This window comes from Mariniluteicoccus flavus (assembly GCF_054776655.1).
In genome coordinates, this window is record NZ_BAAHBN010000008.1 from 116504 (window position 1) to 130733 (window position 14230).

The window sequence follows — 14230 nt, forward strand, 5'->3', positions numbered from 1 at the left end:
CTAGGGGGTCGAAGGCGCGGGTGCCCTCGGGGACGCCGGGGGCGCCGCCTGGGTGGCGCGGGTGGCGGCCCGGGTCGGCGCGCGCGTCGGCTGGGCCTGGGTCGTCGGGGCTTGGGTCGTCGGGGCCTGGGTCGTCGGCTGGGCGGCCGGGGGCTGGGTCGTCGGCTGGGTCGCCGGCGGCTGGGACGACGGCGGCTGGGACGTCGCGGGCGCCGACGGCGTGGCGCCGCGCGGCTGCACCGTCTGTTTCGGCGACGACACCTTCTGAGGGCGATCACCCTTGGCCTTGTTGCGGTTCACGAACGCCGGCGACTCGAACTCGACGACTTTCTGGCCCTTGGTCGCCGTCTGCATGTAGTCGGTCCACGTCAGCGCCGGGTAGGTGCCACCGAAGAACGTCGAGTCGCCCGGTCGCGCGAAGGGGTCGAGGTCGCCGGTGCCCTGCTCCCCCGCGACATACATCACCGAGGTGGTGATCTGTTTCGTGTAGCCCACGAACCAGCTCGCGATGACGTCGTCGTCACGGCCCGCCGTGCCGGTCTTTCCGGCGACCGGCCGGTCGAGCGCCTGGACGCGTGATCCGGTGCCGGACTCCGACGTCACCGACTCCAGCGCATAGGTCACGTCGCGGGCGATCCCGGCGTCGAACGCCTGCTTGCCGGCCGTGTCGGCCTTGTAGATCGAGCGACCCTTGGCGTCGAAGACCTCGCGTACGACGTGGGGGCTGATCTGCTTGCCGAGGTTCGCGAAGGTCGCGTACGCCCCTGCCATGTTCACGGGGCTGACCTCGGGGATGCCGAGCGAGAAGCGGGACGTGTTGGTGTCCCAGCCCGGACCCTTCGGCGCGCCGGCGTCGCTCGCGGCCTTCGCGATCTTCTCGGGGCCCGACTCGCCGGCCTTCGACATCTGGACCGTCAGGTCGACGAACGCCGTGTTGATCGACTTGGCCGTGGCCTCGATCAGGTTCACCGTGCCGTACTGCTCCGAGAACTCGTTGCGCACCGGGACGGGGTCGCCCTTCGGCTTGAACGTGTCGCCCTCGAACGTGTCATAGAGGTCGAAGCCGTCGCGCAGGCCCGCCGCCAGCGCGAACGTCTTGAACGTCGAGGCGGTCTGACGCGGGGTGGTCGCCCAGTTGCGGGCGTCCTTCAGATAGTCCTTGCCGCCATACAGGGCGATCAGCTCGCCCGTCGCGTTGTCGACTGAGGCGAGGCCCCCGTGGAGCTGGTTCGGGTCCTGCTTCTTCGACGCCCGCGACGCCGACTGCTCCGTATATTTCTGCACCGACGCGACGGCCGCCTCCTGGGCCCTCGGGTCGAACGTCGTGACGATCTTGAGGCCGCCACCGGAGATCTCCGCCTGACTAAGGCCCTTGGCCGCGAGCTCGGCCTCGACCATCTTCATCAGGAAGCCGTTGGGGCCCGCGTACCGCTGGTTGAGCGGGACCTCGGGGAAGTCGGGCAGCTTCTGGGAGAACTCGGCCACCTGGCCGGGGGTCAACGTGCCCATCTCGCCCATGCCGGCCAGGACGTAGCGGTAGCGCTCGAGGATGCGCTCGCGGTTCGCCTCCTCGGACGGGTCATAGGCGCTCGGATTGTTCAGCACCGTGGCGAGGAACGCGGCCTGCGGCACAGAGATCTGGTCGGCATTGACGTTGAAGTAGGCCCGGCTCGCCGCCTGGATCCCGTACGCCCCGCGGCCAAAATAGATCGTGTTGAGGTAGCCCTCGAGGATGTCCTCCTTCGGCATCTCGCGGCCGATCTTGACCGCCAGGAAGAGCTCCTTCAACTTGCGCGTCACGGTGCGGTCGGAGGTGAGGTAGAGGATCTTGATGTATTGCTGGGTGATCGTCGAGCCGCCCTGCAGGTCGCCGCCGCGCGCGATGGTCCAGGCGGCGCGGATCATGCCGGTGATCGAGATGCCGCGGTCGGTCCAGAACGTGCGGTTCTCGGCCGCGATCGCCGCGTCCTTGATGGACTGGGGCATCTTCGCGTATTCCAGCGACTGGCGGTTCTGGGTCGAGAAGTTGCCCATCTTGGTCTGGCCGTCGCGCCAATAGACGAACGACGTGTTCGCCTGGAACTCGGCGTTCGGGTCGGGCAACTTCGTCTGGTTGTACGCAACCGCGACCCCGCCCACGCCGAGTATGAGGCTCAGGCACAGGCCGATGACGCCCCACGTGGCCACACGCTTCGCCCAGAACTTGGCGCCGCGCGGCTGGGAATGCTTCGTCTTCTTCGTCTTCTTCGCGGGGGCGTCAGCCATGGATCTCCTCGGGCGTGCTCGACATGCGCTCCACAGTACGCGCGGGTTCTGACAAGTTCTGGGCTGAAACGGGGTGTCAGCCCTATTCAGCGACCCTGGTGGCAGGCAGGATGGGCGTGATTGGCCCGTGGGATGACTGGCGAAGAGAACCCTTTGTCGGGCAGGCTCGTCAACGCGGGTTCACGAGACGAACGGAGACCATGGTGAGCACCAACAACTACGGCGGTTCGACCCCCTACGGCGGCGGCGAGCAGGGCCAGGGCGGCTACGGACAGCAGGGCGGCTACGGCCAGCAGGGTCAGCAAGGTGGTTACGGTCAGCCCTCGGCGAGCGATCCGTACGGTCAGCAGCCGGGGTCCTACGGGCAGCAGGCCGCGTACGGCCAGGGCTCGAACGACGCCTATGGCCAGCAGCCGGGCTACGGCCAGCCGTCCGCCAGCGACTCATACGGCCAGCAGCCGTCCGGCACCGACGCGTACGGCGCACAGCAGGGGGGCTACGGTCAGTCCGCGACCAGCGACTACGGCCAGCAGCAGTCGACCGACCCCTACGGTTACGGCGGCGACCAGTCGCAGGGCGCGTACGCGGGTGGCTACGACCAGGGCGGCATGGCGGCGTACGGCTCGCAGCAGGGCTACGGCCAGGCGCCGATGCGCCCGCCGGTGAACTTCATGCAGGCCGTGAAGAACTGGATCGGCAACTACGTGAACTTCCACGGTCGCGCCAACAAGGGCGAATACTGGTGGGTGTTCCTGCTGCAGTTCGTGATTGGTCTGGTCTTGTACGTCCCGGCCTACTTCATGACGATAGGCGCGGCGCAGTCTGGTGAGACCAACCCGCTGGGCACCGTCCTCATGGGCGTGTATCTCGTCTACGGCCTCGCCACCCTGCTCCCCTCGCTGGGTCTGGCGGTCCGGCGCCTGCATGACACGAACAAGTCCGGCTGGATGTATCTGCTGGGCCTGATCCCCTTCATCGGCGGCATCATCCTGCTCGTCTTCATGCTGGGCGATTCGAACCCCGAAGGTGCGCGGTTCGACAACCCGGACGGTACGCAGCCGAAGTCGGCGGCCTGATCGGTTCGCTTCGCCTGACGCGCGACGGCGCCGGTTCCCGCGGGAACCGGCGCCGTCGGCGTTTGGTCACGTTTCTCCGAGCGAGCGCCAGCGAGACGAGGAGGTGGACCCGAGGGCGTTTGCGCCGCGCTCGGGCCTGGCCTACGCTTGGCCGTCGGCCGTTTCGGCTGCGGGGCTATGGCGCAATTGGTAGCGCACCTGCTTTGCAAGCAGGGGGTTAGGGGTTCGAGTCCCCTTAGCTCCACCGCACGCACAAGGCTCGAACCCTTGCCGATGGAAACGTTGGCAGAGGTTCGGGCCTTGTTCATGTCTGCGGCCCAGGTCAGCGCGTTAGCGTTGACCTGCGGATCGAGGAGCATTTCGAAGGGCCGGTTGTGCTCGACGCGCAACTCGTTGTCCTCGTCGATGAAGACCTTCGTGAAGAACGCCTGGTTGCACAGCCGCCGGTTGGTGTCGTCGCAGCGGGCGTAGATGTCAGCACAGTTGGCGAGCAGGCCGAGCGCGTCATCGAGGTGGGCGCGAGCGTCGGCGTAGTCACCGAAGTGGGCGTCGATACGGCGGGTCACCTGGTCGAGTTCGGCGACGATGCGGTCTTGCTCGCGCTTGAGCACGGAGAGCGGTATCGCGTCGGCGTAGTGCGCTTGCATGAGGCGGTCTTGCTCGCCTTCGAGCCGGTCGCGGTTGGTGGTGAGGCGTTCCACTTCCTCGGTTTCGGCGGCCATGAGCCGGTCGAACTCGTGGTGGAGCATCCCGGCGAGGGCGTCCTGCTGAGCCGGCGTGATCTGGACGCGCGTGTAGTAGTCCTCGACGAGTTTCTCGACGTCCTCGATGAGCATCGCCTGGCGCGTGCAGTCGGTGCGCTTGGAGTGCCGCCCGGAGCACACGAAGTAGCAGTAGACGTTGCCGTGGCGGTTCTTCGCGTTGGAGACGATGAGCCGTGATCCGCACTGGCCGCAGTGGATGGTGCCTTTGAGGTAGTGGCCGTGGACTTGGGTTGCCTCGACGGCGCACTGGTGCGCGGTGAGCACGGACTGGACCTGGTACCAGACCTCGGCAGGCACCAGCGCCGGGTGGTTGCCCTTGTAGCGGGTGCCTCGGTAGATGACATCGCCCTTGTAGTACGGGTTGGTCAGGAGGCGATGGATGGTGGACACCGCCAGCGGCTTCGCCGGCCTCTTCGGCGTGGGCAGGCTGCGAAGCCCGCGCGAGGTGAGCTCGTCATGGAGCTGGCTGACGCTCCAGTTGCCCGAGGCGTAGGCCTTGAACGCCCACTCGATCATCGGCGCTCGCTCGGGATCGAGCTCGATGGTGCGAACCTCACGGCCGAGCTCATCGCGCTTGCGAACGTTCAGGTACCCGATGGGCGCGCGCCCGTTTGTACCGCCACCGATGGCCTTCTGGTTCATACCCTTGGCGACCTCGGTGGCGAGGTTGCGGGAGTAGAACTCGGCGATCGTGGACATGATGCCGTGCAGCAGCATCCCCGAGGGGGTCTCGTCGATGTTCTCGGACGCGGACACGAGCATGACCCCGCACTGTTGGAGTGCAAGGTGGATGCTCACATCGTCGGCTCGGTTCCTGGCGAGCCGGTCGACCTTGTGAACGATGCAGTACGCGATCTTGTTGGCCTTGACGTACTGGATCATCCGCATCAGCTCGGGCCGGTCAGACGACTTGGCGGAGGCTCCCGCGTCAACGAACTCCTCGACGATGCCGGCGCCGAGCTGTTCGGCCTTACGCCGGGTCGCTTCGCGTTGGGCTGGGATCGAGAAGCCTTCGTCGGTGCCGCCCTTCTCTGCCTGCTCACGGGTTGAGACCCGCAGGTACGACACGGCGGCAGCCACGGTCTTGGGCGGGTCGATGAGGCTGGCTGCCGGATCGTCGGCAATGGTGGTCATCGGGGGCTCACTCTCACACGGTTCGACCCTCGCGCTCCCACTGCGGTGGGAGGGGCGTTGATCGTGAAAGCAGCCGGTGAAGGCTGTAGGGCGAGACCCTATGGTCTCGGTGCGTGTTGCCCGCCAGATGACGAGGTTTGGGCCACAACGCCCCGCGTTGCGAGGCTTGCAAGATTCATTCTACCGGGCGGCCTCTGAGGTGGCCAGGTCATCGGGAGCCACCCGGTAGGTGTCGGGCACCCGGACCGCTTCGCGGGCGGCTCGGCTCTCGCCTGTCTCCTGCAACGTCAGCCGGATGAGAACCTCGGCGAGCTTGTGCAGGTCGGCACGGTCACGATGCACGGCCCGGACGGAGAACGACCGCTCCTCGTAGGGGCGACGGTCGGTCTTCTTGGCATAGCGGCTCATCGGTCTACGGACCCTCGTCGTCGGCGAGACTGGCGTAGAACTCGTCTTCGGCTTCCTGTCGTTTGCGGACCTGGGTGATCACGAAGTCCACGAACTCTTCGTCCCTGTCGTCGAACTTCACCTCCTGGATCGCGGGGGCGGGCTCTTCGCCGGGCCAGGCGGCCTGCCGGGTGGGACGGTCGCGGTCCCCGCGCGTACTGCAGGCGGTGACCCAGTAGCGGAGGCGTTCTCGCGCGTCTGCGAAGTCGCGATGCCAACCGAGGGGTGCGGACGCGTTCTGCTCGGGGTCGTAGGCAGCCAGCCAGTGCAGGTGCAGTGCCGACAACTCCCAGACCATCTCCGGATGGTGATGCCAGAACGGCGGAATCACCGAGACCTGAAGTCCGTAGGTGCGGCGCAGCCAGTCCACCCACCGGTTCAGCGCGAGCCATTCCTGCTCCAGCTCGTGAGCGGTGAGCAGGTTCCAGTTCACCGGGTGTGGCGGCTCGGGCATGTCGGCGTTGGTGACGCGGGGCGGCCCGTCGAACACGTCAGGCTCATCCACCTCGGACGGTCCGACGGGGACATCGGGTGCTGCGGGTTCTTGGTTCTGATCGTTCGTCATGGTCTGGCTCCCGAACTCACATGCTGACCGGCGCGGCCTGTGCCACAGCGTTCGTTCGCTGGGGCGGCTCGTAGGCGGCTGCGTCTCGTCCGGCCGAGTTGCGCGGGGTGCGGTCTACCTCGTAGCGGGTTCGCGCGGCGTCGTGGCCGATCTTCTTGGCGATGAACTCTTCGCCCTCGATCGCCTGGCCGTTGCGCTCGTAGTTGACCGGGCGCGTGTAGCCCTCGGCCACGAAGTTGTCGCCCTGGGCGAAGTTCGCGTGTGCATGCTCGGCCGACCGTCCGAACATCACCAGGTGGTGGTAGGTCGTCTCGGTCTGGGTGAACGAGCCGTCTTCCTCGCGGCGGAAGTGCTCCTTGCCAATGCGGGCGAAGAACCTCGCGTCGCCCTTGGCCGTCTCGGTGAGCAACGGCTCCGAGGCGATGAAGCCTGACAGTGACTCCTGGGTATGAATGGCCATGATGGCGTCCTCCTGAACTCGGGCGACCAGCTGCACGTGGTCGCTGTGTCAGGCAGGTACGCCCCGGCACCCAGAGTCGTCAGGATGCGGGGCTGCGCAGGAGAGCTTCGAGCTCCGCGCGATCGCTGCGGAGCTGCGCGGCATCCTGCCGGGAGGGCCAGGCGCGTAGGTCGGTGACGATGGGTGGTGCGGAGCGGAGCATGGTGATGCCGGTGCCGAACGGCAGCGTGCGGATGCGGTCTGGCGGCAGGATCGGCACGCGGCGGATGGAGCGTTGGTTGGAGCGGGTACCGCCGTCCCCGAGAGTCACCGAGTCGGTGTACTCGTCGCGTTCGCCGATGAGGGTGTGGAGGTCGCGGCTGTTGGAGGCGCCGCCGAGGATGATCTTGACGATGCTGGCGTCCCAGATCGCGCCGGCCTGGTGCTCGCTCCACCGGTCGCGGGCCTGGGCAAGAGACTGCAACACGGGCATGGTGGTAATCCCGGTGCCGCCACCTTCGGCCATGAGCGTCGGGAGCGACGGCAATGGCGCGAGGTTCCCGATCTCGTCGAGCGCGAGCAGCAGCGGCGGATCAAGCCTGGCTCCGGGCGAGCGGGCGGCGAGCCTGCGCGCTGTCTCGATGAGGTCTTCGACGAACGCCGCAACCAGCGACGCGGAGGCACCCGCACCTGCCCCGGTGGCGAGCAGATAGAGGGTGCCGTGCTCGGTGAGGAAGGTCTCGGGGTCGAACTGCTCGTCCGGCTCAGGTGACACCGCGTCGAGCACGCGAGGGTCGGCAAGCGCGGCGAGGGCGAGGGAGACGCCTTGCCAGATGCTGTCGCGGGTCTTGGGGTCGGCGTCGATCATCGCGGCCAGGGAGTCGTCCCAGCCCATCGCCGCGTTCGGGTGGGAGTTGAGGATCGCGACCGCTTCGGAGGCAGCCGAGGGGTCGAGGGTCCATCTAAACAGTTCGGCGGGTGGTCTGCCGTCGAGGGCTGCGGCGTGCAGCAAGCTCTGAAGCGCGGTGCGGGTCTTGCCCTCCCAGAAGCCTCCGGACTCCACCCCACCAGCGGAGAGGCCGGTAGCGGCGGCGAGGCCGTTGGCGCGGATCATCGCGGTCAGTGGGTCGTGGCAGCCGCGTACCGGTGACCAGCGCAGCCCGGCAGGGATGCCCTCGGCCAGGCGTTGCGGGTCGAACACCGCGACCGGGCCGTCGCGACGGCGGCGGGCGCGGAGGGTGGCGGTGAGGTTGTCGGGCCGGGTGCTGGTGGTGACGACCGCGCCGGGTGCGTCGAGGATCGCGTTGATGACGACATGGAGGCCTTTGCCGGAGCGGGGCGGGCTGATCAGCAGGATCGAGTCCTCGACCGATGCCCATACCTTCGTGCCGCGACTGGCTCCGAGGAGGTAGCCGACATCCTCCGGTGTTGGGGATTCCAGCGACGGCCGCAAGGTGTCAGCGCGGTGCAGCAGTGCCTTCGCCGATGCGGCCGTCTTCACTTCCTGGCTGGTGGCGGTCCCGGCGAGGCGGTGTGGGTCGGTCTCGGTCTTCCTGGTGTGGTGGCGCAGCCTGATCCAGACCCAGACGGTCCCGGCGGCGAGCCCGCCGAGCATGACCGTGCTGATGAGCCAGTAGAGGATCGGGTTGAGCCCGTCGGCACCGAGTGCGGTCGCGGGGTCGGCGGGGTTGAACAGCACTCCGAGGCCCGCGGCCGGGCCGGCGTCCGGCTGTGGCAGGCCGGTGAGGAACGCGGTGATGCTGCCGGCTGCGCGCAGGACGAGCGCGATGCCGAACATGCCGATCAGCCCGATGAGGGCGGCGTTGGTGAGTTCGTCGCCCATGCCCCCTGTTTGTCGCTGGTTCATGTCAGCCGCCGCACTGCGAACGTGCCCGAGATGCGCCCGAGCAGGATGACTTCCTGCCCAGCGGTGTCGGGGAGGGTGTCTAGGTCGATGAGGGCGCGGGCGTCGCCGGTTCCGGTGGCGTCGGTGTGGGAGACGATCACAGCGGCGGCGACATCCTCACCGGGGACGAACCCGTCGGCGGTGACCTCCATCAAGCGTGGCACCCGGCGTGCGTGACGACTCCGCCGTGTATCCGGCACCGGCTTCTCCGGCAGGGGTGCTGCGCGTCGGGGTGTGCGGGGGCGGATGATGTCGGTGAAGACGCTCCCGTCGCACTCGCGCACCTCCACCCGGACCGCGACGGTTCGGTCCTTGGTGATGGCATCCATGAGCGGCCCGAAAGTCGTCCGCGTCCACGCGGTCTCGCCGGGTGCGGGGAATGGTGTTCCGTCGATGGTTGCGGTGAGGGTTCCGTCGGCGGCGACGGTGATGAGGACGTGCGGCAGTTCAACCTGAGCAGGGTTCTCGTCGTCGTTCGGGGTGGATCGGCGTGGGCTGGTGAGGTTCATCGGTGGCCTCCCGCCGCGCGGCTGCTGGTGTCGAACAAGGCGAGCTCGGCCGGGTGCAGCTGATGCTGCGTGACGAAGCTCCTGGCCTTGATCCGCCACAGGCCTTGGCCGACGCCGAGGTTCGGCAATAGCTGCTGCTCGGTGCCGGTCAGGCCGAGCGCGGTCGCGGTCGGGCCGAGCTGGTCGGACTCCTGCCGGTACACGATCCGCGTCTCGGCGTTCGCGAGCAGTGAGTTTGCCAGTGATCGCATGGCTGAGCCTTGGTCGCCTACGTTGTCGAGGTCGGTGAGCTTGTGGAAGATCAGCATGTTCGCGATCCCGTAGTGCCTGGCGAGTCGCCAGTGCGCGTCCATCCGCCGCAGCAGCGCCGGGTGGGACATGAGCCGCCAGGCTTCGTCGTAGATCACCCACCGCTGCCCGCCGTTCGGGTCGAGCAGCGCGGACTCCATCCACGCCGAAGAGCACGTCATCAACACCGAGATGAGCGTCGAGTTCTCCGTGACCCGGGACAGGTCGAGGGAGATCATCGGCAACGACGGATCGAACTTGACCGTGGACGGCCCGTCGAACAGTCCCGCCAGGTCACCGGCCACGAGACGGCGAAGCGCGTGACCGACCAAACGCCCATCCTCGGCCAACCTGCCGTCGGCATCCGCACTGGGTGCCAGGATGCGGTCGACGACCATCGGCAGGATCGGCACATCGTTCTCCCGAACCGTCTGGGTCAGGGCGATGTCGATCGCGGTGTGCTCCAACGGCGATAGCCCGCGGGCGAGCACGGTCTCGGCGAGCGCGCCGATCAGGTCACGACGCCGGGCAGCGACCGTCGAGGCCCACTGCTCATCCGAGAGGCCCGCTGGTCGGTGGCCCTCGTCGAGCGGGTTCAGGCGGGTGTTGAGACCGTGGCCGAGAACGATCGCCCTCCCACCGACGGCGTTGGCGACCGCAGTGTGCTCGCCCTTCGGGTCGCCGGGAACGTACACGCGCCGCCCGAACGGCAACGACCGCGTGTAGAGCGACTTGGCGAGGCTCGACTTCCCAGAGCCGACGATCCCGGCCAGCACCACGTTCGGGGCGGTGATGATCCCGCGAGCGTACAGCACCCACGGGTCATAGACGAAGCTCCCACCCGAGTACAGGTCCTGACCCACGAACACCCCATCCGCACCAAGGCCACCTTCGGCGACAAACGGATACGCACCCGCCAATGTCGCTGACGTGTCCTGATGGCGGGTCAGGCTGAACCGGCCCGGTGTCCGCAACCGCGCGGCACCTGGCTCGCCGGCCTTCGGGAGGTAGATCGTGGCGCGCCGCTCGGCCCGCTCCTGCTCGGCCTTGACCCTGGCTGCGGCGAGTGCGGCCTTGCGCTGCTCGGCGTGGAGCCGGGCCTCTGCGCGGCGGCGCTGCTTGCGGAGCTTCCGTCGTTCCTTCGTCGGTGCCACCAGAACGGCGGTGTGCAGCCGCTCGCGATCCTGGGTCACAGCCCCAGCCCCCGCGCCCGCTTCACAGCAGCGATCTTCGCCGGCTCGAACCACGACCCATCCCACTTCGAGGCCGGAAGGTCGGTCCGCTTCGGAGCACCCGGCGATGAGTACGACACCAGCAACTCCGGCCCGTCCCGCATCGAGGACGGCCCGGTCTGATCGGCTTCCTGAGCCTCGGTGCCGGGTTCGGTGTAGCGGCGCAGCAGCGAGACGTACCCGATGTGCGGATTGACGACCAGCGCGTAGTCGCCGGAGATCGCCACCTGGTCGTTGGTTCCCTCGCCAGGCTCGTCGTAGACGTACCCGTTCTCCAACGCGGCCTCAGTGGTCTCGTCGCCGCAATCCCACTGCGCGAGGTAGTCCACCGCATCGACATGCCCCAGCTCACCGAGGATACGCAACGGCCTGTCGGCTTCATCGCCCTGGAGGAACACCACGTTGACCCACCTGGACGGCGCAGCCTCCTCGACGGCGGGGTCAGGATGCCATGCGATCCGGCCGGCCGCGATGAAACCCTCGGCGAGCCGGTCGTAGGCCCGGTCTACGAGGCTCGCCGCCTGGCGTAACTCCTCCGCAGCAGCCAGCGCATCCCGCACTCCGGCGTCGTGGTTCCCGTCGTCGTTGAACGCGTGCGCGGCCTTGCGCTCGTGAACATCGGCGATCTGATCGAGCACCTGCCGCAACGAACGCATCCCCGACGACAGATCGCCGATCACCCCGTACATCTGCGCGGGCTGATCGAACGCACGGCTCGCATGAGCCAACCCCCGCAGAGCCTCGGACGCCTCAGCAGCGTCGGCAGTCGAATCGAAGAACGTGGGCATGGTCGGCCTCCTCGGGAGTCGTGTGATGAGGAGGTGCGCTGCCTAGCACCCCGGCGCTGTCGGAGGCGGCTGACATACTTGACGGAGGCGTCGGAGGGAGGCACAAGGCAGTCACCGGCGAGAAGGAGAGCCCACATGGACGACGCGCGCGACGAGTCCGGTAGCGACGAGGCTATTGGCGGGCAGGCCGAGGAAGATGGTCAGATCAGGTCCGGCGCGCTTGAACTCGCGACATCCACGACCCTCGTCGAAGTGACGCCAGGTGTCGCAGTGGTATTCGGCGAAGTCCCCGACGGTCTTGAACTCATCAGCCTCGACATGGTGCCTTCCTTTGACCGCGCCCAGCTCTCCACCACTCTTGGCTCCCTCGGCAACGCAGGCACCATCGTCGGAAACGTTGCGGAAGCTGTATCGAGCGCGCAAGGCCTCTTCCGCGTCAACGACGCCACGCTGTCCCTGCTGAAGAGCGGCGGACAGATGGCAGCAAAGGACGGCGCCAAGCTCGGGGCGATCTTCAAGAACGGCGAACTGGTCGCCCAGGCGCGCTTCATCCCCGCTTCAATCACAGCCGCTACAGCGATCGCAGCCATCGGCCCGGCCGTCGCCATGATCGCGCTCCAAATGCAGCTCGGCGAGATTTCCGGCCTCGTTCGTACCAACATCCAGCTCACGACGCAGACGCTCAAAGCCATCCGAAACGAGCAATGGGCGGAGCTTGAAGGACTGGCGGAGTCCGTCGATGAAGCGGTCAAGGAGACCCGCGAACTCGACGCCATCACAGACTCTGTCTGGGAGCCCATCGCTCCCAGCGGCCCCAACATCCGCAAGCAACTGAAGCTGTACCGCAAGAACGTGGCAGGCCACGTCCAGGAACTCGGGAAGCTGGAGGGTCGCGCTCGCCGCCAGTACCTCGAATCCAACGCCGAAGCAATCGTCTTCGATACCTACGCGCTGCTCAGCTCGCTGAAGACCCACGCGGAGTACCAGGCTGTCCGGGCTGCCCTCGCCAGAACACGAAGCGCAAATGACGAGAGCGAAGCGCAGCTCTTCGAGCGGATCGCCCGGAACACACCAGTCGAGATCAACGAGTCGCTCTCCGAAATCCGCTCGCTGACCGAGTCACTCGTGCGTGAGTTACGGATCATCGCCGAGCTCCCCGGTCGCGCTACCGTGCCTCTCACGAAGAAGCGGAAGGACGCAAAGGCGTCTCAGCTCACTTGCAGGCAGCTCCTCGAAGCTATCGCGCCCTTGGCCGACATGCTCCAGCCAGCGGTCGAAATGCCAGCGGTGCCGACGACCGTGTGCGCACCCGAGGGGCTTGAACTCGATCCGTACCTGCATATCATTCGGTGGTTTCTTGAGGACGGCGAGACGCTTCGCAGCGTGGCCTTCCCATACGAAGTGGGAACTCACAACTTCGCTGGAGTCGTGCCAGCGATTCTCGCTAGACGGGTTGATGCGACCTGGGACGCGCTCGCGCCCGGAAGAGCCGGTGCAATCGTTGAGAAATTCGCGTCGAGCACATTCGTAGCGGTCACTGACCGACGGATCGTCACCGCCAACCCAGGGAACCTCCTGAAGCGGGGCGAACTTGGCACGATCTACTCCCTGGATGAGGTGCGTAACGTGCGCGGTCGCTCACACGGCGGAGCGGGCGTCCGGCCCACCATCGATGTGGCCACGGAGGAGCGCGATCTGCACTGGATGTTCCCCGACTCCGCGGTCCACGAGGACATCGACAGCCTGGCCGCGGCGCTCTCCGAAGGAACGCCCCGCGCAGTTTCGGCCCCAACAGCGATTGAACGACTCCCCGTAACAGACTCCGCCGTCGACTCCTAGATCGCGCGAGGGAAGGCATGAGTGAGCAGGAAGGCTTCCGGCCGACGGGTGGCCGGGCAAAGGGAGGCAGGTGCGCGCTGTGTGGAGCTCAGGCAAAGCTCACCAAGGCACACGTGCCACCGAAAGCTGCGTTCAACAAAGGGAGCTTCTCTTGGGGAGGAACCACAGGAGACAGCCGGCTTGCCCACGGACGACCACGACTCGGGGGCGCTAGCCTCTACGCGCACTGCGAGCCCTGCCGAGCATCCACATCACCCTGGGATGACGAGTACTGAGTCGCCCCGGGTGTGGTGGAGGGTCTGATCTGCCGAGAGGATGCAGATATGCCCGCACCGAAGAAGTACCCCGAGGAGTTGCGTGAGCGAGCGATCCGCCTGGTGCGTGATCGTCTCGCTGCTGAGCCGAGGTTGTCGCAGAACAAGGCCTGTCTGGCCGTGGGTGAGCAGCTGGCGATCAACGGCGCTACCTTGCGGAACTGGGTCAAGGCGGCCCGGGTCGACGACGGGGAGCTGCCTGGGACCACGAGCGCTGACGCCGCTCGGATCGCTGAGCTCGAGAAGGAGAACCGCGAGCTGAGGCGCGCGAATCTCATTCTGCGCCAGGCGAGTGCGTATTTTGCCCAGGCGGAGCTCGACCGCCGCTGAGTGACGTCGACGCGTTCATCGACGAGCACCGTGATGAGCACGGGGTCGAGCCGATCTGCTCCACGCTGGCCGAGGCCGGCTACCAGATCGCCCCCAGCTCCTACTACGCCCGCAAGTCCCGCCCGCCATCGGCGCGTTCGCGCACGGACGCGGTCTGGGACGAACGGATCACGACGGTGCACGCTGCGAACCGCGGGGTGTACGGCGTCCGGAAGATGTGGAAGGCCTTGGCGCGCGAGTATCCCGGCGAGCACGTCGCCCGCTGCACCGTGGAGCGACGCATGGGAGCGCTGGGGTTGGCCGGCGTGCCGAACAAGCGGCACCCCACGACCAC

General features: G+C 67.2%; 13 protein-coding genes, 1 tRNA gene, 1 pseudogene and 1 other annotated feature. Of the genes and pseudogenes, 6 read left to right on the forward strand and 9 right to left on the reverse strand.

What is annotated here, in order from left to right; translation table 11 throughout:
* Positions 1 to 2265, reverse strand: a complete 2265-nt coding sequence (locus ACYVAG_RS13505; protein WP_460770456.1) for a transglycosylase domain-containing protein — start codon at positions 2263 to 2265, stop codon at positions 1 to 3.
* Between the two features lie 203 nt (positions 2266 to 2468).
* On the opposite strand from ACYVAG_RS13505, the gene ACYVAG_RS13510 reads away from it, so the two are divergent.
* The 3 genes from ACYVAG_RS13510 (at position 2469) to ACYVAG_RS13520 (ending at position 4282) form a co-directional block, all read left to right on the forward strand.
* On the forward strand, positions 2469 to 3341 hold the full coding sequence (locus ACYVAG_RS13510) for a DUF805 domain-containing protein (protein WP_460770458.1): 873 nt from the start codon (positions 2469 to 2471) through the stop codon (positions 3339 to 3341).
* Between the two features lie 171 nt (positions 3342 to 3512).
* Positions 3513 to 3585: transfer RNA gene (locus ACYVAG_RS13515), tRNA-Ala, on the forward strand.
* Positions 3586 to 3715: 130 nt separating this feature from the next.
* Entirely contained in the window at positions 3716 to 4282 is a 567-nt protein-coding gene (locus ACYVAG_RS13520; RefSeq protein ID WP_460770459.1) for a hypothetical protein, read from the forward strand.
* Here ACYVAG_RS13520 and ACYVAG_RS13525 read toward each other — a convergent pair.
* From ACYVAG_RS13525 to ACYVAG_RS13560, 8 genes and pseudogenes are all read right to left on the reverse strand, one after another.
* Positions 4199 to 5239, reverse strand: a pseudogene (locus ACYVAG_RS13525) (recombinase family protein); the annotation flags it as partial. The gene ACYVAG_RS13520 and the pseudogene ACYVAG_RS13525 overlap by 84 nt on opposite strands.
* A gap of 180 nt (positions 5240 to 5419) precedes the next feature.
* A complete protein-coding gene (locus ACYVAG_RS13530; protein WP_460770461.1) occupies positions 5420 to 5647 on the reverse strand; it encodes a hypothetical protein in 228 nt (75 codons plus the stop codon).
* A 4-nt stretch (positions 5648 to 5651) separates the two neighbouring features.
* Complete coding sequence (locus ACYVAG_RS13535) at positions 5652 to 6251, reverse strand: hypothetical protein (RefSeq protein WP_175460191.1); 600 nt, start codon at positions 6249 to 6251, stop codon at positions 5652 to 5654.
* A 16-nt stretch (positions 6252 to 6267) separates the two neighbouring features.
* Positions 6268 to 6711, reverse strand: a complete 444-nt coding sequence (locus tag ACYVAG_RS13540; protein ID WP_090587789.1) for a single-stranded DNA-binding protein — start codon at positions 6709 to 6711, stop codon at positions 6268 to 6270.
* Positions 6712 to 6790: 79 nt separating this feature from the next.
* Positions 6791 to 8557, reverse strand: coding sequence for a type IV secretory system conjugative DNA transfer family protein (locus ACYVAG_RS13545; RefSeq protein ID WP_460770464.1), 1767 nt, complete (start codon positions 8555 to 8557; stop codon positions 6791 to 6793).
* On the reverse strand, positions 8554 to 9105 hold the full coding sequence (locus ACYVAG_RS13550) for a hypothetical protein (RefSeq protein WP_460770466.1): 552 nt from the start codon (positions 9103 to 9105) through the stop codon (positions 8554 to 8556). Before ACYVAG_RS13550 ends, ACYVAG_RS13545 begins: the two co-directional genes overlap by 4 nt.
* Entirely contained in the window at positions 9102 to 10586 is a 1485-nt protein-coding gene (locus tag ACYVAG_RS13555; protein WP_048768691.1) for an ATP-binding protein, read from the reverse strand. Before ACYVAG_RS13555 ends, ACYVAG_RS13550 begins: the two co-directional genes overlap by 4 nt.
* Positions 10583 to 11413: a hypothetical protein gene (locus ACYVAG_RS13560; protein ID WP_460770468.1), complete on the reverse strand. Its 831-nt coding sequence runs from the start codon at positions 11411 to 11413 to the stop codon at positions 10583 to 10585. The genes ACYVAG_RS13555 and ACYVAG_RS13560 overlap by 4 nt, the downstream gene beginning before the upstream one ends.
* 135 nt (positions 11414 to 11548) lie before the next feature.
* Here ACYVAG_RS13560 and ACYVAG_RS13565 point away from each other — a divergent pair, with 135 nt between their 5' ends.
* The 3 genes from ACYVAG_RS13565 to ACYVAG_RS13575 all read left to right on the forward strand — a co-directional run.
* The gene (locus tag ACYVAG_RS13565; RefSeq protein WP_460770470.1) at positions 11549 to 13252 is read left to right on the forward strand and encodes a hypothetical protein; all 1704 of its coding nucleotides are present in this window, start codon (positions 11549 to 11551) and stop codon (positions 13250 to 13252) included.
* A 323-nt stretch (positions 13253 to 13575) separates the two neighbouring features.
* Entirely contained in the window at positions 13576 to 13896 is a 321-nt protein-coding gene (locus ACYVAG_RS13570; RefSeq protein ID WP_460770472.1) for a transposase, read from the forward strand.
* Positions 13860 to 13991, forward strand: a sequence feature (AL1L pseudoknot). Its footprint overlaps the gene before it by 37 nt.
* A 72-nt stretch (positions 13992 to 14063) precedes the next feature.
* Positions 14064 to 14230: transposase (locus ACYVAG_RS13575; protein WP_460770474.1), on the forward strand; the 167-nt coding region annotated here is incomplete at its 3' end.

What these genes read in the sequence shown, in the direction of transcription:
- ACYVAG_RS13505 (WP_460770456.1), bottom strand. Translation starts at nt 2,265, where the DNA reads ATGGCTGACGCCCCCGCGAAGAAGACGAAGAAGACGAAGCATTCCCAG.
- ACYVAG_RS13530 (WP_460770461.1), bottom strand. Translation starts at nt 5,647, where the DNA reads ATGAGCCGCTATGCCAAGAAGACCGACCGTCGCCCCTACGAGGAGCGG.
- ACYVAG_RS13535 (WP_175460191.1), bottom strand. Translation starts at nt 6,251, where the DNA reads ATGACGAACGATCAGAACCAAGAACCCGCAGCACCCGATGTCCCCGTC.
- ACYVAG_RS13540 (WP_090587789.1), bottom strand. Translation starts at nt 6,711, where the DNA reads ATGGCCATTCATACCCAGGAGTCACTGTCAGGCTTCATCGCCTCGGAG.
- ACYVAG_RS13545 (WP_460770464.1), bottom strand. Translation starts at nt 8,557, where the DNA reads ATGAACCAGCGACAAACAGGGGGCATGGGCGACGAACTCACCAACGCC.
- ACYVAG_RS13550 (WP_460770466.1), bottom strand. Translation starts at nt 9,105, where the DNA reads ATGAACCTCACCAGCCCACGCCGATCCACCCCGAACGACGACGAGAAC.
- ACYVAG_RS13560 (WP_460770468.1), bottom strand. Translation starts at nt 11,413, where the DNA reads ATGCCCACGTTCTTCGATTCGACTGCCGACGCTGCTGAGGCGTCCGAG.
- ACYVAG_RS13565 (WP_460770470.1), top strand. Translation starts at nt 11,549, where the DNA reads ATGGACGACGCGCGCGACGAGTCCGGTAGCGACGAGGCTATTGGCGGG.
- ACYVAG_RS13570 (WP_460770472.1), top strand. Translation starts at nt 13,576, where the DNA reads ATGCCCGCACCGAAGAAGTACCCCGAGGAGTTGCGTGAGCGAGCGATC.